We start from the raw sequence: 21,281 nt of genomic DNA on the forward strand, positions 1-21,281 counted from the left end.
ACCCACGGCAGTGCCGAGCGCTCGCGCGGCGTCTCGTTCTCGCCACGATCGAGCTTCTCGCGCAGCCGTGGCGGCAACGAGTCGTCATCGCGCGCTCGTCCTGCCTCACCCGACGGATGCGGCACGATGCGCGGCATGCGCGCGGGCGCCGCCGCCGCGAGCAACACCGGCTCTTCGATCGCTTCCGGTTCCGCGGCCGGTCCCTCGGCGCGACGCCTGGCGATGGCATCCTCGAGCCACGCGGGCATCGCGATGTCGGCGTCCTCTGCGGGGGACGAAGCGGCCAGCGGCGCGGGGTCGCGCCTCGGCTCGGCGGCCGGTTCGTTCGGCCACTCGCGCGTGAACTCGGGCTGGGGTTCTGCTCGGGGCGCCGAGCGCCATTCGGTCGCGGGTGCATCCATCGGGCGACGCGGCGGCTCGGCGGCGGGAATGATGGTCTCGGGTTCGACGCGCGGTGAGAGAGCGTCGGGAACGTTCGCGTTCGCCACCGGTGGAGAAGGTTGGTGCGCGTCCTGCGCTCGCGAGTAGGGCGAAGGTGACGCTTCCCCGCCGCCGCCGCGCAGACCGTGCACGTCGATCACGCTGCGGAATTCGTTCTCGCGCGCCACCGAGTGCACGTGGTCGGGCCGCACCACGCGACTGTCGTCCACGTAGGCGTTGAGCATCGCCTGGCCGGAGACGGTGTTGATCTCGCGCGGGATGCCGTGCGTGAGTGCAAAGATCGCGCGACAGGTCTCGACCGGGAACAGCTCGTACGAGTTGCCGCCGGCGACCGCGACGCGATGGCGGATGTAATGCTCGGTCTCGTCGGCGCCCATCGGCTTCAACCGGTAGTGCACCACGATGCGCTGCTTGAGCTGGCGCAGTTCGGGGCGCGTCAGCTTTTCCTCGAGCTCGGGCTGACCGACGAGGAAGATCTGCAGCAGCTTGGCTCCCTGCTCTTCGAGATTCGAGAGCAGACGGATCTCCTCGAGCAACTCGCGATCCAGGTTCTGCGCTTCGTCGAGCAGCAGGATCGCGAGTTCGCCGCGCGTGCGGACTTCGCGCAAGTGGCGCTCCAGCTGCACGAGCGCCTGCGGCTTCGAAGTTCCGGGCGGCAGCGCGAGCCCGAAGCGCAGTGCGATCTCTTCGATCAGTTCGGCGCGCGTCAGCGACGAGTTGGTGATGAGCGCCACCACGGTGCGCGCGCCCCAGCCGTTCAGGGCATCGTAGATCGCGGTGGTCTTGCCGGTGCCGACTTCGCCGGTGATGAGCACGAACGGCTCACGGTTCTCGATCCCAAAGCGCAGATGCGCGAGCGCTTCCTGATGCTCGCGACTGGGATACACGAAGCGGGGCTGGTGCCCTGCGACGAACGGATTCTCGCGCAAGCCGAGTGCGGTTTCGAACATCGCTCCGGTCTCTTAGGGGTCGAGGGTGCTCGACGGTCGATCTGAGTTATCGGTCGGGGGAGGGGATGACTTGCGCGTGCGTTCAGGACCGCCGGCCGCGCGGCCGGGCGGGCCCTATCCGCGCTGAGCCGGCAGCAGCTCGCCGATCGAGTACAGCGCCTGAAACGGCAGGTTTCGCTGCTGAAAGATCTGCGTGGCGCCCTGCTCGCGGTCGACCACGGCGAGCACGCGCACCACCTGTGCGCGGTACGACTCGGCCGCCTCGGCCGCGATGAGCGCACTCTCACCACTGGTGATCACGTCGTCCAGGATTGCGACGCGCTTGTGTCCGGCGAGATTTCCCTCGACCTGACCTCGCATGCCGTGGTCCTTGGCGGTGCTGCGCACGAGAAACCCCTCGAGCGGCCGGCCCTGCTCGGCGCTGTAGAGCATGACTCCGGCGACCAGCGGATCGGCTCCCATCGTGAGTCCGCCGACCGCGGTGATGTCGTCGTCCTTCAGGCGCTCCCACAACAACCGCGCGATCATCTTGAGACCACCGGGGTGGAGGCTGGTCTTGCGCACATCGATGTAGTAGTTCGAGGTCGCGCCCGAGCTGAGGACGAACTCGCCGAACTTCATGGAGCGATCGAGAAGCATCTGGCGCAACTGGTCGCGTTCGTCCGGTGACGTCATGGGTTTCTGGTTCCTCCGTTGCGGGAGTCTGCCGGGGGGCGCTCGGGGCGTCAAGGCGTTGGAGTGTCAAGTCGTGTCACCGCAACGAGTGCAGCGATCGCACGCCCACTCGATCGAGAGGTTGACCCTTGCGCGCGGCACTCCCTAAGCTGCGGCGGCACCCCGACGATTGCCGCGCACGACGAATGGAGAGCGCCATGACACGGATGGATCCGCCCGCGCGAGCCGCCGCCTGTCTGCTGCTGCTCGCGTTCACGTTCGGGATCCTCGGCGCCGACTCGAAGCGGATCGCCGGCTCCGGCTCCGCGTCCACGATTCGTACGAAGCCCGCGCCCCGACTGGCCGGCGAGCGCGCGATTCCATTCGACGCACCGTTGGGTCGCGCGCCTCTCGACACGCCGCTCACGGTCACCGGCGGGTTCGGCGAGTTTCGCATCGGGCACTTTCACGCCGGGCTCGACTTCGGCACCGGGCGACGCGTCGGCGCGCCGGTCTACGCGCCGCTCGATGGCTACATCGAGCGCGTGCGGACTTCCGGCGTGGGCTACGGCCGTTCGCTCTACCTGCGCACCCGCGACGGCCGCACCATCCAGTTCGGTCATCTCGACGCGTTCACCGACCCGATCGCGCTGTACGCAGCGACCGCACAGGAATCGAGCGGGCAGTACGAGCAGGACCTGTGGCCCGAGGCGAATCGCTTCGCCGTCAAGACCGGAGATCGCATCGCGTGGACTGGTCAGAGCGGCGCTGGCGGCCCGCACATGCACTTCGAGATCCGGCGCGGTGACGTGGCGTACAACCCGTTTCTCGCCGGTCTGCGCGTGAACGATGCCACGCAGCCGTCACTGGTGAGTGTCACGCTCGCTCCACTCGACGACTCGTCGCATGTTGAGGGCGTCAGCGCCCCGCGGACGTTCGCATTGCGCGCCGCCGGCGACACCATCGCAGTGCGCGGCCGCCTGCGCGTCGTGATCGCGGCTCGCGACGGAGTGTGGGAGGGCGTCGACCGCATGGTGCCGTGGCTCGTGCGCATGGAGTGGGGCGAGCGCTGGGTCGAGTGCCGCATGGATTCGATCTCGTGGGCGACCGAGATGAACGAGAGCGACTTTCTCTACGACAACGGCCGCATCGTTGGTGACAAGGGCATCGTGCTGTGGGCGGCGGCGGGATTTCGCCCGCGCTTCATTCGCGCTTCCGAGCCGCCGGGTCGCGAAGTCGGCACGCTCGAGGTGCCGCCGGGCTCGGAACCTCTGCGCGTTCGACTGCTCGCGCGTGACGTGTCGGGCAATCAGACCTCGCGCTGGATCCTGCTGCGCCCCGACGCGCGCCCGGCCGCGCGCCGCGGCGCTGGAGTCGAGCGCGGCGCGATGGGTGGAACCGAAGCGCGAACACTCGCGATCGACGGCGAGGTCGCGGCCGACTTCGACGCCGGCGAGGGCTACCGCGTGAAATGGCAGCGTGGAACGTTCGCGGAGCCCGCGACGATTCGCTACGGCGTCCCGGCGCTCAGGCCGCCGCTCTCGATCGAGTTCGACGCTCGCCTTGCGGCTCCGATGTGCGAGATCACTCCCACCTTCATACCGCTGCGCCGCGCGCTGAGCCTCGCCTGGACCGCTCCCGAGGGTGCCAGGCGCGCACTCTACCGATGGGATGGAAGCGGCTGGTCGTTCGTCGGCAGCGGAGGCGACTCCGCGAACGGGCACCGCGTCGCCGAGTCGCGACGGCTCGGCACCTTCGCGCTGCTCGCCGACACGCTCGCTCCGCGCGTGACGCTTCGAAAGCCGTCCGTGGGACCGCGGAAGCCCTACAGCCGCTGGGAACTCGAGGCCGGCGTGGTCGAGAGTGCGAGTGGTGTCGACGCGCGCGAGTCCTACTTCATGATCGAAGGCAAACGCGTGCCGACCGAGTGGGATTCCGAAGCCGACGCATTGCGCTGGCGTCCACGCGTGGTGCCGGCCGCGGGCACCTATCGCATCACTGTCGTCGTCACCGATCGCGCCGGAAACGCTCGGACCCGGTCTGGAGTCTTTTCGGCGCTATGAAGCACGTCGAGTTCGTCCACCTCCATAACCACAGCGACTACTCGCTCCTCGACGGCGCGAATCCGATTCCGCGCATGGTCGCGCGTGCGGCCGAGCTCAAGATGCCGGCGCTCGCGCTCACCGACCATGGATCGATGTTCGGCGCGATCGAGTTCTACCTCGAGGCTCGCAAGGCCGGCGTCAAGCCGATCGTGGGTATGGAGGCCTACGTCACGCGTGGCCGTCGCACCGACCGCACCCGCGACACCGCGCACCACCTGGTGCTGCTGGCCGCGAACGAGACCGGCTTTCGCAATCTGATCCGTCTGTCGTCGCTCGCGTATCTCGAGGGCTTCTACTACCGGCCGCGCGTCGACCACGAGATCCTCGATCGCTACCACGAGGGTCTGATCGCGCTGTCGGCGTGCCCCAAGGGCGAGGTCGCGACCGATCTCATCGAGGGGACCACCGAAGCGGCGATGAAGACCGCGGGCATGTACCGCGACCTGTTCGGTGCGGACAACTACTTCCTCGAGATGCAGAACCACGGGCTCGAAATCGAGGACAAGATCCGCGCGGGCGTGACCGATCTGTCGCGACGCACCGGAATTCCGCTGGTCGCTACGAACGATTGCCACTATCTGCGCCACGAGGATTCAGCCGCGCACGATGTGCTGTTGTGCATCCAGACCGGCAAGACCGTGGACGACGTGAATCGCATGCGCTACGAGACCGACCAGGTCTACTTCAAGACCGCGTCCGAAATGATGGAGCGGTTCGCCGACCAGCCCGAAGCGCTTCGCAACACCATCGCGATCGCCGAGCGCTGCAATCTGCAGCTCGAGTTCGGCAAGCCGCTGCTGCCCGCGTTCCCGCTTCCGCCGGGCGCCGGCACGCCCGAGGAATACCTGACGAAGCTCTCGCGCGAAGGGCTCGAACAGCGCTTCGGTTCCGCGCCTGCCACCGAGGTGCGCGAACGATTGCAGTACGAGCTCGACGTGATCATCCGCATGGGCTTTGCGAGCTACATGCTGATCGTGCGCGACTTCATCCAGTTCGCACGCGATCACGGCATCGCGGTAGGTCCGGGTCGTGGATCGGTCGCCGGATCGCTGGTGGCGTACGCGCTGCGCATCACGAACGTCGACCCGATCCAGCACGCGCTGTTCTTCGAACGCTTCCTCAATCCCGAGCGCGTCACGATGCCGGATATCGACATCGACTTCGACGACCTTCGACGCGGCGAAGTGATCGCCTACGTGAAGGAAAAGTACGGCGAGGAGAGCGTCACGCAGATCATCACGTTCGGTACCATGGGTGCCAAGGGCGTGGTGCGTGACGTGGGTCGCGCCCTGGGGCTCGCATTCGCGGATGTCGATCGCGTGGCGCGCATGGTTCCCGACGGCATCGGCATGACGCTCGAGCGCGCACTCGAGCTGTCGCCGGACTTGAAGAGCCTGGCGCAGAAGGGGCCGCCCTACGACAAGCTGATGAAGTCCGCGCGCACGCTCGAGGGTCTGGCGCGTCATGCCTCGACGCACGCGGCCGGAGTGCTGATCACGCCCGGTCCGCTGATGGACTACGTGCCGCTCTATCGCCAGAAGGACGAGTCGATCACCACCCAGTGGGACATGAAGGCGATCGAGAAGGCGGGACTGCTCAAGATGGACTTCCTCGGCCTGCGCACGCTGTCGGTGCTGGTCGAAGCGGTGCGGCTGGTGAAGCAGCATCACGGCGTTGCGCTCGATCTCGACACGCTCCCGTGGGACGACGAGCCCGCGTATCGAGTGTTCCAGTCCGGCGACACCGTTGCGATCTTCCAGTTCGAGTCCGGCGGCATGCGCGATTACCTGCGGCGATTGAAGCCCACCGTGTTCGGCGATCTCACCGCCATGAACGCGCTCTACCGACCCGGCCCGATGGAGAACATCCCGTACTTCATCGACTGCAAACACGGCCGCGAAGTGGCCAAGTACGAGCACGCCTCGCTCGAGCCGATCCTCAAGGACACCTATGGAGTGTTCGTCTACCAGGAGCAGGTGATGGCGGCCGCAAACGTGCTCGCCGGCTTCTCGCTCGCGCAAGGCGACGAACTGCGTCGCGCGATGGGAAAAAAGCAACGAGAAGAGATGGAGGCCAAGCGCGCGCAGTTCGTCGAAGGCTGCAAGACGAACAAGATCCCGCCCGCGAAGGCCGACAAGATCTTTGCCACGATGGAGAAGTTCGCCGGATACGGCTTCAACAGGTGCGCGACCTCCGGTACCGAAGTCTTCGACGCCGACTCGGGCGCGACCACTACGATCGGAGAGATGTTTGCGACGCGCGGCACTCCTCGTCGCGTGCTGGCACTCGGCGACGATCTCCGTTTGCGTCCGCGCGCGGTGACGGACGTGGTCTGGAACGGCCGGCGGCCGGTGTTCGAAGTGGTGACCGCGCTTGGCCATCGCATCACCGCGACCGGAAATCATCCGTTACGAACACTCGAAGGCTGGCGAACCATCGACGATCTCTCGGTGGGCGCGCGCATTGCGGCGCCACGGAAGTTGCCGATCGAGTCGACGAAGTCGTGGCCCCCGCACCAGCTGATCGCGCTCGGCCACCTTCTGGCCGAGGGCAACACGTGTCACCCGACCACGCTGTACTTCCACTGCAATGCACCAGCCGCGATCGACGACTTCGCGCATGCGATCGGCGAGTTCCCGGACACGGTCGCGCGGATTCATCGGCGCGCGAACGGGCGGCTCGAGGTTGCAGCGAATCTAGGTCGCCATCATCGCGCGCGAGAGGGAGACGTCGAGTATCTGGTTGATGGAACGGGCGTTCGAGTGGCTTCGGCGTGGGAGGAGTTCGACCAGATCGCCGATCGCGAGCCACGTCGCAGCGGTGCCTTCCAGTGGGCGGCGCGAGTCGGGATTCTCGGCCTGAAGGCGACGCAAAAGCGGGTACCGGGTGCGGTGTTCGCGCTGCGAGATCAGGATGTAGCGCTCTTCCTGGGTCGACTCTGGTCGGGCGACGGCTACCTCAGTGGGAAACACGACGCTCAGCCCTTTTACGCGACCTCCTCGATGGGGCTCGCGCGAGACGTGCAGCGCCTGCTGCTTCGCTTCGGCATCGTCAGCTCGATCCGGACCAAGTCCTTCGCGTATCGCGGCACTCGCCGACCCGGCTACACGCTCCATCTGATAGGCGATCGCTCGCGAGCGGTGTTCCTCGAAGCGATCGGGCCGCATCTCGTGGGCCGCGACGACGCGCTGGCGGGATTGCGCGCTTCGGTGACAAGCACTTCGCCCGATCGAAGCTCCAAGGACACCGTTCCAATCGAAGTGCTCGAGACCGTCGATGCCGAGCGGCGTGCTCGCGGGTGGACCCGGAGTCGGCTCGATCGAGAGGCCGGCGTCATGGTCGAGCGATCACGGCTCAATCGCCTCGGCGCAGGCCTCCGCCGCTCGACGGTCGCCCGCGTCGCAGAGGCACTCGGCTCCTTCGATCTCGCAAAGCTCGCGACTTCCGACATCTTCTGGGACCGGATCGTCTCGATCACGCCGAAGGGCGCGGAGGATGTCTACGACCTGACGGTCGAGCACGATCACAACTTCGTCGCCGATGGCCTGATCGTTCACAACTCGCACTCCGCCGCCTACGCGCTGCTCGCGTACCAGTCCGCCTACCTCAAGGCGCACTACCCGGCCGAGTTCATGGCGGCCACCATGACATCCGAAATGAGCGACGGCGCGCGCATCGTCACGCTGATCGAAGAATGTCGGCGCATGAAACTCGAGGTCCTGCCGCCCGAGGTGAATCGCTCCGAGTGGGCGTTCACGCTCGAGAGCGGTCGCATCCGGATCGGGCTCGGGGCGGTCCGCAACGTCGGGCAGGCGGCGGTCGAGAGCCTGGTCGCGGCGCGTGCCGGCGGCGGCGATTTTCGCGACCTGTTCGAACTCGCGCGCCGCCTCGAAGGCCGGGTGCTCAATCGGCGCGTGCTCGAGAGTCTGGTCGCCGCCGGAGCGTGCGACACGCTTGGACCCGAGCGCGGGCGGCTGTTCGCCGGTGCTGCGGTGGCACTCGAGTCGGCGGCGGGACACCGGCGCGAGCGCGAGAGCGGGCAGTCCTCGCTGTTCGGAGTCGCAGGTGGGTCGAGTGGTGCGGTCGAGCTGGCGGCGCCGACGCTTCCGGACGCCGAGGTGTGGGCGCCGCGCGATCGGAGCGCCCGGGAGAAGGAGGTGCTCGGCTTCTACTTCTCCGAGCACCCGCTCGAACCGCTGCGCGACGACATCTCGAAGATCGGCACCCACACGCTGGCCGAAACGTTCGAGCTGGAAGACGGCGCCGAGGTGCGGGTGGTCGCGCTGGCCGGTGAGACCAAGACCATCCACACCAAGGGCGGACGCATGATGGGGGTCGTGTCTCTCGAAGACCTGACCTCGCGCATGGAGTGCACCGTATTTCCCGACGTGTTCGAGAGCTCGCGGCTGCTGCTGGCCGCCGACCAGATCGTGGTGGTGAGCGGCCGGGTGGAGCGTCGCGACGAGCGGCCGGCCCGGCTGATGCTGGCCGAGGTGCGTGCGCTCGAGGAGGCCCGTTCGGTGTATCGTCGCAGCCTCCATCTGGAGATTCGCGCCGACGACATCTCCGAGGAGCGGCTCGGGACGATCGACGAGATCCTGAGCGCGCATCCCGGTGACGCGGAGGTCTACCTGCACATCGTTCAGCCCGATCACTCACGACTTGCGATGCGATCGAAGCGTTTCCGAGTCGTGGAGACCGAGGAGGTGGCGGTGCGTCTGCGGGAGCGCCACCCGATGATCAAGGTGCGCTGGGGGAGGAGCGGGCGATGACGACGTGGCTCGACTTCGAAAAGCCGGTGCTCGAGCTGGAGCAGCGCATTCAGGAGTTGCGCGAGCACGCGAGCGAGCAGGGCCTCGATGCGGTCACGGAACTGGCGGATCTCGAGCGCAAGGCCGACGCGCTGCGCCGCGAGATCTATGCGGGCCTCACGCCCTATCAGCGCGTTCAGCTCGCTCGCCACCCCAAGCGGCCCTACACACTCGACTACATCGCGCGCTGCTGCACCGGATTCCTCGAGCTGCATGGCGACCGGTTCTATGCCGACGATCCTGCGATCGTGGGTGGAACGGCGTGGCTCGGCAGTCGACCGATCATGGTGATGGGGCAGCAAAAGGGGCGCGACACCAAAGAAAATCTGATGCGCCGGTTCGGCATGCCGAGCCCCGAGGGGTATCGCAAGGCGCTGCGGCTGATGCGCCTCGCGGACCGCTTCCGCATCCCGATCGTGACGCTGGTCGACACCTCGGGCGCCTATCCCGGACTCGGCGCCGAGGAGCGCGGCCAGGCGGAGGCGATCGCGGTCAACCTGCGTGAAATGTCACGCCTCGGCGTCCCGATCGTCACGGTGGTGATCGGTGAGGGCGGATCCGGAGGGGCGCTGGCGATCGCGGTCTCGGACGTGGTCATGATGTTCGACAATTCGTGGTACTCGGTGATTTCACCCGAAGGCTGCGCTTCGATCCTGTGGCGGGACGGCAAGAAGGCGTCACTGGCGGCCGATGCCCTTCGCATCACGGCCACCGATCTCGAACGCCTGGGTGTGATCGACGAGGTGCTTCGGGAACCACTCGGCGGCGCGCACCGCGATCCGGAAGCCGCCGCGAATACATTGAAAGAGGCGCTGGAGCGGAACCTCGATCGACTGGCGGGGGTAGCACCCGCGGAGCTGCGGGAGCGTCGACTTCAGAAGTATCGCCGGCTCGGCGTCTACACGGAGCTGCCGGCTTGACACGGGAGGAACATGATGGCGCTCAGTCCTGACCTGCTCGCGATTCTCGTCTGCCCGGCCTGCAAGGGCGATCTCGAATACGGCGCCGACGCGCAACGGCTGACGTGTGCTCAGTGCCGGCTGCGCTATCGCGTCGAGGACGACATCCCGGTGATGCTGGTCGACGAGGCCGAGAAGTTTTGAACCCCCGCCTCGCCACCTGGCTGTGCGTGGGACTCGCCGCACTGGCGCCGCTCGCGCATGCGTCGTCGTCCGATGTGACATTGCTGCCGACCGGGCCGGGGGTGGTGCGCTTCTCGGTCGAGCTGCCCGCCGTAGCGCCGAAGGCACTCGCTTTTGCTCCTACGATCTCAGACCTCGCAATCCCAGGCTGGGAAACCCAGGCGGTGATCGGCGAGACGCGCCTGCCGGTCCGAGTGTTCTCGGTCGCAGTTCCTCCCGGAGCGGATGTCCGGGTGAGCGGGCGCATCGTGATGTCGCAGACGAGTGCCGGGGTGGTGCTGGCGACGCAGCCGCGGCTGCCGCGTGACCTCAAGGGTGATCCGTGGCTCGACGCTCGAGTTCAGCAGGACATGCGGGGCAATGAGTCCGCCATCGACGCGCGGGCCCGTGGCGCCGGCGAGCCCACACGTGCCGGCCTCGATGCGCCCGTCGCGACGTTGCTGGGTGTCGGCTGGATGCGCGATCAGCGTGTCGCGCGCATCGCCGTGTCACCGGCGCGCTACGACGTCGCGAGCCGGCGGCTCGAGCTCGCGCAGCGCGTCGAGGTCCAGGTGCAACTCACGGGGGGCGACTTCTCGCGCGCCGCTCCAAGTCTCGCGAACCCGGTGGCGGCCGGAGCGTTCGAGTCCGTCTACCAGAATTCGCTCGTCAATCCCGAACAAGGTCGTGAGTGGCGCCGGGAGCGCGGTGGCATCCCGTCGGTGACCGCGGCCCCGGAGACGAGCCTCTATGCGGGCCGTTCTTGGATCAAGATTCCCATCACGCAGCGCGGTTTCCATCGGGTCGACTTCAACCAGATTCGTCTGCTCGGCGTGTTCCGGGACACTCCCACGCCGGCGCTCGACAGCCTGCGGCTCTTCACCTGGCCGGGCTACCCGATCCTTCCCGAAATGAATTACTGCGACTCCTGCGACTTTCGAGAAGTCGCGATTCAGGTCGTCGACGACGGCGACGGCCGGTTCGACGGCAACGACTACTTCTACTTCCATGCGCTCGGTACCAACGACTGGGGCAATCTGTTCGATTCCGCGCGTCCCGACACCGAGTTCGTGAACAACCCGTATGAGACGAGGAACTACTACTACCTCACGATCGCGACCGCTGCGCTCCCGATGGCCGGGGCGCCGCATCGCATCCTCACGCGCGCCGGAACGGTCGGCGATCCGACCGGCGCAGCCCAGCCGACCACGTTCAACGAACGGATGCACTTCGAGCAGGACGTCGTCTACGAACCGAACGCCACACCCGACAATTCGCACGAGCGCTTCGACGTGAGCAGCACGCGCACCACGACGTTCTGGGAGAAGTGGTTCTGGAACAGCATCAACCAGAACACCACCTACACGCCGCCGCCGTTCGCGCTGCCCGGCTATGCGGTGGGGCAACCGGCGCGATTCCGCGCGCTGATGTGGGGCTTCACCGACATCGCCCACTCGTTCGGGATCTTCGATCACTACGCCGACGTCCGCGTCAACGGCAGCGCGCTCAAGCGCCGCGCCTGGGAGGACGAGCGACCGACGTTCTTCGACAGCACGCTGGTGATGCAGCCGCTCGCGAACCTGGTCGACTTCACGGTTCCGCGCGTCACCGATTCGAATTCGGGATTCGACCAGCGGCGCTTCGATCAGAGCGGCCTCGCATGGTTCGACGTGTTCTATCCGCGACGATTCGAGCCGCTCAACAATTCGCTCGCGTTCGGCTCGACGGGGCTCGGCGAGGTGGTCTACACGCTCCGACCCTTCACCGATGCCGCGGGCGGCACTCCGATGGTGTTCGACGTCACGGATCCCGGGCATCCGGTTCAGCTCCTCGATGTCGAGTACACGTCGCTCGCCACCGACGACCATCAACTGCGCTTCCGCGCCTTCGAGTCCGGCCCGCGGCGCTACGCGGTGCTGCCGATCGGAAACCTCGCGCAGGTGGCCACCACGAGCCTGCTCGATGCGCCGTCTTCGAGCCTGCAGAACCTGCGCGGCCGCTCGCAGGGCGCCGACTATCTGCTCATCTACTTCGACGGCTTCCGCCCCGCAGCCGACGAGCTGCTGCGCTGGCGACGCGACCACCTGCCGCCCGGCATGGGAGGTGCGCCGTTCGATACCGCGTCGGTGCCGATCTCGGCGCTCTACGATCAGTTCTCGGGCGGTCGCGCCGATCCGTCCGCGGTGCGCAACTTCCTGCGCGCGGTCGCGCAGAATTGGGCCAAGATCCCGACCTTCGTCACCTTCCTCGGCGATGCCTCCTACGACTACAAGAACATCACCGGGCTGGCGCCGCCGGGACTGCCGGGCTGCGTGCTCACGACCTATGAAGGCGGCTTCGACGCGATCGTAGGACGGCAGTACACCACCGACGACTGGATCCTGAACGTCGACAGTCCCTTCACGATCATTCCCGACTTCGCGAGCGGACGTATTCCCGCCGAGGATCTCGGCGACGCGCTGCTCTACGTGCGCGACAAGCTGATTCCGTATGAAAGCTCGGCGCCGGTGGGAACGTGGCGCAATACCGTGATGCTGGTCGCCGACGACGACATGCAGGGTTCCGCGCCCGACAACCTCGGCTGGAGCCACGTGCAACAGTCGGGCGTGCTGGACCGCTCCGGGACGCCACTGCACATCGATCGCGACTACGTCTATCTGCACACTTATCCGACCGGCCCCAACTTCACCAAGCCCGGCGCCAAGTCGGACATCCTCGCGGGCGTCAACTCGGGCGTGCTCATGATGAATTACATCGGGCACGGCAGTCCGTTCAAGCTCGCCGACGAGAGCGTGTTCCTGGACGCCGACGCGAGTGCGGTGACCAACGCAACGCGTCCGACCGTGCTGGTCGCGGCGTCGTGCGACGTCGGCAAGTACAGCGATCCGAAGGTGCCGAGCCTCGGCGAGGGCATGCTCCTCAATCCGACCGGTGGCGCGATCGGCGTGATCTCGGCGACCGAGCTGGCATTCAGCAACCAGAACGCGGCGCTGAACCTGGACCTCTATCAAGGGGTGTTCGAGCGCGACCCGGTCGCGGGACTCTATTCGGTGCCGCTCGCCAGCGGGTTGCTCGACGCCAAGAACGGCACCACGAACGGGCAGAAATACCAGCTGATGGGTGATGCGGCATTGCGACTGCTGCTGCCGTCGCGATTCGTCGAGGCGGCGCTCGCGGACGCCGGCGGCGCGCCGCTCGACACCGTGCAGCGCGGACAGACCGTCACGATTCGTGGCCGCGTCGCGGATCGGCCGGGCGGAGTCACGCAGGTCATGGACGGTGCGCTCGAGCTGCTGGTCGAGGACTCGGCGCCGATCGACACGGTGCCGTGTGTGCGGGTGCTGCCGGGCGACATCTGTCAGAACTATCCGTTCCGCGCCGCTCCGATGTTCCGCGGCACGGTTCCAGTGCGCGCGGGAGTGTTCGAGGCGCGGTTCGTGGTGCCGATCGACTCACGCCTCGGAGTGCGAGCGCGTCATCGCGGCTACTTTCGCGATGCGGCCGGCACGTTCGCGGGCGACGGCGTCGGCGCCGACAGCTTTGCGATCGTCATCGGAATTCCGCCGAGCGGCGATCAGGCCGGGCCCCAGATCGCCCTGGCGTTCCCGGGCGGCTCGCTGTCGGTACGACCGACGGCGACGCTGCGCATCGACCTGACCGATCCGAGCGGAATTCTCATCACGGGTCGGAATCTCCAGAACGGCATCATCGTGACGGTCGACGAAAATTCGACGCAGCGCTACGACGTGACCTCGAGCTTCCAATACGCCGAGGGCTCGTATCAGTCGGGCACGGCGACATTCGACCTGCCGAATCTGTCGGCGGGACCGCACCGCATCCGAGTGAGCGCGGCCGACAATCTGGCGGCGGGCCTGGGAGCCGGGGCGCACCGCTCGAGCGTGGCGCTCGACTTCGCGGTCAGCGACAACCCGGAGCTGCGCGTGAGTCGCGCGTTGCTGTTCCCCAATCCGATCCGCTCGGGCGGCGCTGGAAGCGGCGGCACCTTCGTGGTCGACGTGCCGGGTGACTCGATCAACGTGCTGCTGCGGATCTATACCGTGAGCGGCAGGCTGGTGCGCTCGCTCACCACCATGGGAGCTCTCGGCCAGGTTCAGCTTCCGTGGGATGGGCTCGACAGCGAGGGCGAGCGTCTCGCCACCGGCGTCTATCTCTTCCGGGTTCACGCCAATCTGCGCGACCCGGACGGCTCGAGCAGCGCCCGCCAGAGCGCCAGGGGATCGGGGCGTTTCGTCGTGCACCGCCCCTAGGCTGGCCGCCGGACCCGGTACCGGGTATGTTTCGGCCGCGAACGCGACCCAAATTGAATGGATCGAATACCGAACCTGCGGTGTATGGCCTGTGATCGTCACCCCACAGGGCCCGTCGTGTGTCTTGGAGGAAAGTTATGCGCTGGTTGGTTAAATCGTTGTCCGTCATCGTGTTGCTCGGCATCGCCGGTGCTGCGCAGGCGCAGGGAACCGGCCGCTCACTCGATATCCAGCCCGGCGGCCGCCAGAACGGCATGGGCGGAACGGGCGCCGCGCTGACCGAGGACGCCACCGGAGCGAGCTGGTGGAACCCCGCCGGGCTCGGGTTCATCTCCAATTCCAGCATCGAGTGGACCTTCGCCCAGCTGGTTCCGACTCTGGCGACCGACGTCACGTACAACTACGGCAGCTACGTCCAGCCGGTCGGCGGATGGGGAGCCTTCGGCATCGGCTTCGTGTTCCTGTCCTACGGCGAAAGCCAGCGCACCGACACCTCGGGCAATGTGACCGGCACCTTCGGTTCGCACGAGCTGTCGCCCGCGGTGTCCTACGGTATTCGCCTGCTGCCGGACTTCGCGGTCGGTGCAACGCTCAAGTACGTGCGCATCCAGCTTGCGCCCGATGATCTGTCGGGGATCGGATCCACCTTCGGCGTCGACATCGCGTCGCTCTACCGACTGCCGGTCGCGCGCCTGAGCCTCGGGGTCAACATTCAGAATCTCGGGCCGAGCGTGACCTTCATCAACGAGAACAAGTCGGATCCGCTCGGCCGCAACGTCAAGGTCGGCGCGGCCTGGCAGGCGCTGGCCGACAAGAGCTACGGACTCACGCTGGCGGCCGACTTCAACCAGTCGCTGGTCACCGACGAGTTCCGCACCTACAACGCGGGGCTCGAGTTCAAGTATGCGGACCAGATCGCAGGGCGGCTCGGCTACATGTCGGATCCGCTCGGCGACATCAGCGACGTGACGTACGGGCTCGGACTGGTATTCAAGGGTCTGGCGCTCGACTGGGGCAGCATCCCGCAGGCGCGCAACTCGGACCTCGGAACCGTCCAGAAGCTCACGCTCGGCTACCGGTTCTGATCTCCGGACGCTTTCGAGGCGAGTGAATCCTGTGAGAGTTCATCTCCAGGCCGCGATGCTGTTGTTCGCGTTGTCGGCCGCGAGCTTCGGGGAAGCGCGCGCCGAGCGGCCGTTGATCGTCCGCCGGGCGCTGCCTGCCGAACAGGCGGCCGAACTCGCGAAGCGCGGCACTCCGTGGCGCGGCGCGATCCTGCCCGCCGACGTCGCCGCGGCCCAGCGCGAACGCGCGCGACTTCAGCGCTCGTTTCCGGGCGTGCTCGCGCCGAAGAACTTCGATTGGAGCCGCGGCCCCGGTGCTCCGACATTCCCGGGCCGCAATCCGAACGCGCGGGTGCGCGAGGCGCGCCCCCGCACGCTCGGCAATCCGCCGCTCCAGAAGCGCGTGGCGTTCATCCGCATCGACTTCGCCACCGACCGTGCCGGCTCGGAGACCAGCGGCGATGGCCGCTTCAATCTTTCGGCGCCCGACACGTTGCTGCCGCCGCTCGACCGTCCGCCACACAATCGCTCGTTCTATCAGGCGCACTTCGAGGCGTTGAGGCGCTACTACGACGCTCAGTCGTATGGTCGCGTGCAGGTGGTCGGCGATGTGTGGCCGCGCGAAGAGAACTCGGCCTATCGGTTCACGGACCACGCCGATCTCGGCCCGTGGAAATTCAGCCAGGACATCTACGGCGCCGCCGTCGACATGACGCGTCACTTCTTCTTCGCCGCCGACACGCAGTCGGTGCAGCGTGGCGATCGCATTCCGTGGGATGACTACGACTACTTCGTGTTCATCCACGCCGGCAGCGATTTCCAGAGCGACGTTCGCCAGGACAGCCCGCTCGACATTCCGTCGTTCACGATCGGCATGACGGACGCCGATCAGGTGGTGTTTTCGGATTCGCTCAACCGTCCGATCGGCCTCGCCACCTTCGTGCCCGAGACGGCGAGCCAGGACGGGTTCTTCGCCACCATCAACGGGGTGCTCGCGCACGAGTGCGGACACCTGCTGTTCGGCTTCGCGGATCTCTATGACGTGAATTCCGGCTATCCGGTGGTGGGGCTGTGGAGCCTCATGGACAGCGGCAATCTGGCCGGCACCCAGGTCCAGACCTCGAACGGAGACATTTTCTACGCGATCGGGCTGCTGCCGCCGAGCGTCGATCCCTTCCAGCGCTATTTCACGACCGACGCACTCGAGTTCGTGGACGTGGCGTGGGCCGACACCATGGTGGTCGCGAACAGCGAACGGAACCCCGACATGCGTCGGGTGTGGCTGACGAGCGACGAGTATCTGCTGATCGAGAATCGCCACATCGCGGCGGGCGACACGCTCGATCTCGACCAGGATGACTCGACCCGCGTGATTCTCGGACCGCGCACCCCCGATCCATTCGAGTACGACGCGCTGCTGCCGGGCTCGGGCCTGTTGATCTGGCACATCGACGCGGCCGTGATTCCATTCGAGACGGCGCTGCGTCCGAATCCAGGTTTCGGGTTCAACACCGACTTTCGACGTCCCGGCATCTCGGTGGTCGAGGCCGACGCGCTGCGCGATCTGGGCGATCCGAGTTCGCCCTACATTCTGGGTTCGCCGCGCGATCCCTGGTTCGTGACCAACAACACGGTGCTGTCCGACACCACCCGACCGAATCTTCGCCCGCACATCGGCTCGCGTCCGCACGTGCGGCTCGAGGTGCTCGACGAGCCCGGGCTGTCCATGCGGCTGCTGGCGCAACGCAGCTGGTCGCTGCCGGCGTGGCCGCTGCAGGTCGATGGTCCACCCGAGGGCCCGCAGTTGCTCGCGATCGACGTCGACGGCGATTCGGACCTCGAAGTTTGCTGGGCGGGAGGCGGAGCGACGAGTCAGGACAGCACCGGCATATTCGCGGTGCGCACCAGCGGCGACGGCGTGACCGGCGGCTCTCTGACGATCACGAATCTCGATCGGCGCCCGCGGCCACCGCTTGCGGCGATCGCGACGGCAGGGACCAGCAGCGGTGCACTCGCGCCCGGCCCCGCGGTCTTCGCGGTCGCGACTTACGCGGATGGTCCCGACCTCTCGACGCCGGGCGGACGCGTGTGGCTGATCGACCATCAGGGCGTGACCGTGGCCGGCTGGCCTGCCGCTCTACCGAGCCTCGCGACCACCGCCCCGGTGATCGTGGGAGTGTGGCCGGCCGCGCGCATCTACGTCGGCGCCGCCGACGGCCGGGTGTACGGTCTCGATGCGCAGGCGCAGATCGTGTGGACGAGCGCCCAGACCGTGTCCGGTGGCGTGAGCGGCCGACTCGCAGTTCGCTACGAAGGCACGGCCGGGGACTGGGTCGCATTCGGCGGATCGAACGGCGAGCTCGCGGTCGAACTTACGCAGCCGATCGTGTGTGGCGTCGCTCCGTGCCCGACCGGGAGCTATCGCGTCTCGCTGGCGTCGGCCGCAGCGCCGTTCGTGCCGGACCTCGCGTGGGTCGACTTCCGCGCCTCGGCGAGCTCGAGCGCCGCGCCCGCGGTGGTGGTGCACGCCGCGAATCGATTGTGGGCCTATGACGAATTCGGTGCCGCACTGCCGGGCTGGGGAGGGGCTGCGCCCGACACGATCGTGAGCGGGCTCGCGCTGGGTGATCCGGATGCGGACGGACTCTCCGAGGTCGTCGCGCGCACGCGCTCGCTCGGGATCGCCTACTGGAACGTCACGGGTTCGCCGGCACCTGGATGGCCGGAGCCGACCTCACGCGAGGTGATTCCGTCGCTGAGCGCTCCGCTGGTGGTCGACGTCGACGGCGATCAACGCGTCGAAATGATCTCGATCGACGGCGGTGGCGTGGTGAGTGCGCTCAACGGGGCCGGGCGACAGCCCGAAGGCTGGCCGCTCGCCACCGGCAGCGGCGCATCCGGAACCGGCGTCGCGGTGGATCTCGACCTCGACGGGACGCTCGAGCTGGTGCTGCCGGACCGCGTGCTGGTCGACAGCCTGCAGGCGGGAATCAACGGACGCTTCTCGAGCCTGCAGGCGTTCTCGCTGCCGGGTGACGTGTCGGGGCAGCCGGCGACCTCGCGCTCGTGGCCGATGCTGGGCGGCGATCCGGGACGCTCGAGCACGCTCCCGGTTGCGCGCGCCGCCGTGCCCCCGGTCGCATCCAGCGGTCCGCTGGTGGACGGCTCGGTGATCGCTTATCCGAATCCCGCCAAGCGCAAGCCGGTCATGATCGCTTATCGCCTCACCGAGCCGGCTCATGTGACGTTCGACATCCTCGATTCCTCGGGACATCGCGTGGAGTCGTTCGAGCGCGAGGGGCGCATCAGCGACAACCTCGAACGCTGGGATCCGGGTCAGGTGGCGGCCGGGCTCTATCTGGTGCGAGTGCGTGCGCGCGGCGCGAGTGGCGATCGCGAGGCGGTGATCCCGGTCGGAGTGCTGCGATGATGCCGCGCGGGTTCGAGCTGCGCACGCTGGCCGCCTGCCTGCTCGGAATCTGCGTGCTCGGAGTCTGCGTGCTCGCATCGGGTGTCCGATGTGCCGCGGCGTCGCATCCTGCCCCCGCATCGATCGCGTTCGAGTCCGATCCGCCGTGCGCGGCGCTGGCCGCGCGAATCGAGGGCGAGCAGGCCGCGCGTTGCGCGGTGCTCGCGCGCGAGTGGGAGAGTGGTTCGGCGTTCGCCGCGTTGCGCGTTGCGCCCGGTGAGCCGGGCGTGCTGGCACAGCGCACCATCACGCGCGAGTGGCCGGCGGTCGACGATCCCGAAGTCGCGGCGGCGCGCCTGGCGGATACGCGCTCCGAGATCTCGGCGCTGACGCTGTCGGCGCTGCTGCCGGGTTCCGGGCAGCTCTACGTGGGCGAGCGGAGCGGCATCGTGTTCGCGGTGGCCGAGGTTGCGGGCTGGATCGGTTTCGCACTGTTCCGAGGCGACGCGAAGGAACTGCGCTCCGAGAGCGAGCAGCTCGCCGGTACGCCGGCCGATAGCGCGAGCGCGTGGTCGTTCGATCGCTGGAGCAGCAGCACCGGCCAGGATCCGGCGGCCCTGCGCGCGCTCTATCAGGGTGATCCCGAAGCGTTCTGGGATGCGCTCGCAGCCGACGCTTCGCTGGCGGTGGGGTGGTCGGACCCGGATGCGCGCGATGAATACGCTTCGATGCGTTTGCGTGCGAACGACAAGCAGCACGATGCCAATCGAGTCGGAGCCCTGCTGTGGATCAATCACCTGGTCTCGGCGGCCGACGCGCTGCGCGCCGCGCGGCTTCACAACATTCCGATCACCGCGACGCTGGGACTCAAGGTCGGCGGACGGCTCTCGAACGGACAGCCCGTGTTGCGGGCCCAACTGGTGAGGCGGTTCTGATGCGGCGAGTGCGGATTGCGATCGTGGCCGGGCTGCTCTCGGTGTGTGCCGCCTCGAACCTGCATGCCGAGTCGTTGTTCGAGTGCGAAACGCGTTCGGCACCCGACCCATTCGTGAGCGCCGAACCCGCGCCGTTCGCGATCGACGAAACAGTGCTCGATGCCTCGCCGACGCTCGCGATCAGCGGTTCGAGCTTTGCGCTGCCGGTCACGCGGCTCGATGCGCGAAGCAAGCGCAGCGAGAAGAATCGCGCCGATCGCGATGCCGCATTCCAGGGACTCAACCCCGAACGTGCTCGCATTCTGCTCCAGTCGCTCACGGTACCGGGCTGGGGTCAGGCGAGCCTCGGGCGTCGCACCGCAGCCTCGGTCTTCGGCGTGCTCGAGCTGGGGATCTGGGCGTCGTTCGTCTCGTTCAAGGTGCAGGAGGAGCTGCGGCTCGACAGCGCGATTCGAAGCGCGGAGCTGTTCGCCGGAATCGAGCTCGACTCGCGCGATCCCGCGTTCCGGCGTCTGGTCGGGGACTATCCGAGCAGCGACGACTACAACTTGTTCGTGGTTTACCGAGACGCGGCGAATCGCTTCTTCGAGAGCCCCGACGACTTCAATGCCTACGTCGCCGCCTTCGAACTCAAGGGTTCCGACGCGTGGTCGTGGGACTCCGAGGCGCACTTCCGCCTGTTTCGCGAGCAGATCAAGGATTCGCAGCGCGCGGGGCTGCGCGCCAACACGGCACTCGGGCTCGCGATTGCGAACCGCATCGTGAGCGCGCTTCACGCCGCGCGCTACGCCAACAGCCCCGCGGGCCCCAGGCCGACGGGCTGGCGGCTCGAGCCCGGAATGAGCGGCCAGGGAGTCACGCTCGCGTTGCGCAGCCGCTTCTAGGCGCGTGCTGCATTCCTGCATGGCGCTGCGGCTCGGGCTCACGCTCGCGTGTGGCGCGACGCTGCTGGCGCCGCGTGCCGGCGACTCGAGCGGCGCCGACCCCCGCGTCTTGGCGCAGCGCGACTCGGTGGCGCATGCCGACTCGTCGGCGCTCGCCGCCCCGATCGTGTGGCGGCTGCGTGAGGTGGCGGTGATCGCAGGAAGTGGCCGCGGCCGCGGGCAGGTGCTCGAACCCGATGGCATCGCGGTGGACCCGTTCGGGCGAGTGTGGATCGCCGATGCCGCGCTCCATCGGGTGCAGCGCTTCGATGCCGCGGGGATCTGGCAGGCGGAACTCGGAGCGCTCGGCAGTGATGCCGTGCAGCTGCGTCGGCCCGGCGCCGTGGCGCGGTTCGGTGCGGCCGGCGTCGCGGTGCTGGATCGCGAGAATCGGCGCGTGCTCGCGTTCGACCTGTTCGATCGCCCGCTCGGGACCCTGATCGAGTTCGACGACGACGCGATCGTGAGTGCGCTCGGACGCGTCGAGCCTTCGACCCTCGCGGCCGATCGTGGCGGCGCGCTGGTGGTGGTGGATCGCGACGGCGAGCGGCTGCTCGCCTTCGAGGCCTCGGGTCGCTTCCTGCGTTCGGTGGGTGGACC

General features: G+C 67.6%; 12 protein-coding genes. 10 read left to right on the forward strand and 2 right to left on the reverse strand.

What is annotated here, in order from left to right:
- Nucleotides 1-1,391: AAA family ATPase (locus HOP12_08455; GenBank protein ID NOT34183.1), on the reverse strand; the 1,391-nt coding region annotated here is incomplete at its 3' end.
- 114 nt (nt 1,392-1,505) lie between these two features.
- Nucleotides 1,506-2,066, reverse strand: a complete 561-nt coding sequence (pyrE, locus tag HOP12_08460) for an orotate phosphoribosyltransferase (GenBank protein ID NOT34184.1) — start codon at nt 2,064-2,066, stop codon at nt 1,506-1,508.
- A gap of 197 nt (nt 2,067-2,263) precedes the next feature.
- Between pyrE and HOP12_08465 the strand changes: the two genes are divergently transcribed.
- The 10 genes from HOP12_08465 to HOP12_08510 form a co-directional block, all read left to right on the forward strand.
- Complete coding sequence (locus HOP12_08465) at nt 2,264-4,108, forward strand: M23 family metallopeptidase (protein ID NOT34185.1); 1,845 nt, start codon at nt 2,264-2,266, stop codon at nt 4,106-4,108.
- A complete protein-coding gene (dnaE, locus tag HOP12_08470; GenBank protein NOT34186.1) occupies nt 4,105-8,922 on the forward strand; it encodes a DNA polymerase III subunit alpha in 4,818 nt (1,605 codons plus the stop codon). The genes HOP12_08465 and dnaE overlap by 4 nt, the downstream gene beginning before the upstream one ends.
- Nucleotides 8,919-9,881, forward strand: coding sequence for an acetyl-CoA carboxylase carboxyltransferase subunit alpha (locus HOP12_08475; GenBank protein NOT34187.1), 963 nt, complete (start codon nt 8,919-8,921; stop codon nt 9,879-9,881). Before dnaE ends, HOP12_08475 begins: the two co-directional genes overlap by 4 nt.
- A gap of 15 nt (nt 9,882-9,896) precedes the next feature.
- The gene (locus HOP12_08480) at nt 9,897-10,064 is read left to right on the forward strand and encodes a Trm112 family protein (GenBank protein ID NOT34188.1); all 168 of its coding nucleotides are present in this window, start codon (nt 9,897-9,899) and stop codon (nt 10,062-10,064) included.
- Nucleotides 10,061-14,350: a hypothetical protein gene (locus tag HOP12_08485; GenBank protein NOT34189.1), complete on the forward strand. Its 4,290-nt coding sequence runs from the start codon at nt 10,061-10,063 to the stop codon at nt 14,348-14,350. The genes HOP12_08480 and HOP12_08485 overlap by 4 nt, the downstream gene beginning before the upstream one ends.
- A gap of 137 nt (nt 14,351-14,487) precedes the next feature.
- Nucleotides 14,488-15,435: a PorV/PorQ family protein gene (locus tag HOP12_08490; protein NOT34190.1), complete on the forward strand. Its 948-nt coding sequence runs from the start codon at nt 14,488-14,490 to the stop codon at nt 15,433-15,435.
- 31 nt (nt 15,436-15,466) lie between these two features.
- A complete protein-coding gene (locus tag HOP12_08495; GenBank protein NOT34191.1) occupies nt 15,467-18,844 on the forward strand; it encodes a hypothetical protein in 3,378 nt (1,125 codons plus the stop codon).
- The gene (locus HOP12_08500; protein ID NOT34192.1) at nt 18,841-19,758 is read left to right on the forward strand and encodes a hypothetical protein; all 918 of its coding nucleotides are present in this window, start codon (nt 18,841-18,843) and stop codon (nt 19,756-19,758) included. The genes HOP12_08495 and HOP12_08500 overlap by 4 nt, the downstream gene beginning before the upstream one ends.
- Nucleotides 19,758-20,642, forward strand: coding sequence for a hypothetical protein (locus HOP12_08505; GenBank protein NOT34193.1), 885 nt, complete (start codon nt 19,758-19,760; stop codon nt 20,640-20,642). The genes HOP12_08500 and HOP12_08505 overlap by 1 nt, the downstream gene beginning before the upstream one ends.
- 4 nt (nt 20,643-20,646) lie before the next feature.
- The coding region (locus tag HOP12_08510) for a hypothetical protein (protein ID NOT34194.1) at nt 20,647-21,281 on the forward strand (635 nt) is incomplete at its 3' end.

Source organism: Candidatus Eisenbacteria bacterium (assembly GCA_013140805.1).
Classification (GTDB): Bacteria; Eisenbacteria; RBG-16-71-46; order RBG-16-71-46; family RBG-16-71-46; genus JABFRW01.

What these genes read in the sequence shown, in the direction of transcription:
- pyrE (NOT34184.1), bottom strand. Translation starts at nt 2,066, where the DNA reads ATGACGTCACCGGACGAACGCGACCAGTTGCGCCAGATGCTTCTCGAT.
- HOP12_08465 (NOT34185.1), top strand. Translation starts at nt 2,264, where the DNA reads ATGACACGGATGGATCCGCCCGCGCGAGCCGCCGCCTGTCTGCTGCTG.
- dnaE (NOT34186.1), top strand. Translation starts at nt 4,105, where the DNA reads ATGAAGCACGTCGAGTTCGTCCACCTCCATAACCACAGCGACTACTCG.
- HOP12_08475 (NOT34187.1), top strand. Translation starts at nt 8,919, where the DNA reads ATGACGACGTGGCTCGACTTCGAAAAGCCGGTGCTCGAGCTGGAGCAG.
- HOP12_08480 (NOT34188.1), top strand. Translation starts at nt 9,897, where the DNA reads ATGGCGCTCAGTCCTGACCTGCTCGCGATTCTCGTCTGCCCGGCCTGC.
- HOP12_08490 (NOT34190.1), top strand. Translation starts at nt 14,488, where the DNA reads ATGCGCTGGTTGGTTAAATCGTTGTCCGTCATCGTGTTGCTCGGCATC.
- HOP12_08500 (NOT34192.1), top strand. Translation starts at nt 18,841, where the DNA reads ATGATGCCGCGCGGGTTCGAGCTGCGCACGCTGGCCGCCTGCCTGCTC.
- HOP12_08505 (NOT34193.1), top strand. Translation starts at nt 19,758, where the DNA reads ATGCGGCGAGTGCGGATTGCGATCGTGGCCGGGCTGCTCTCGGTGTGT.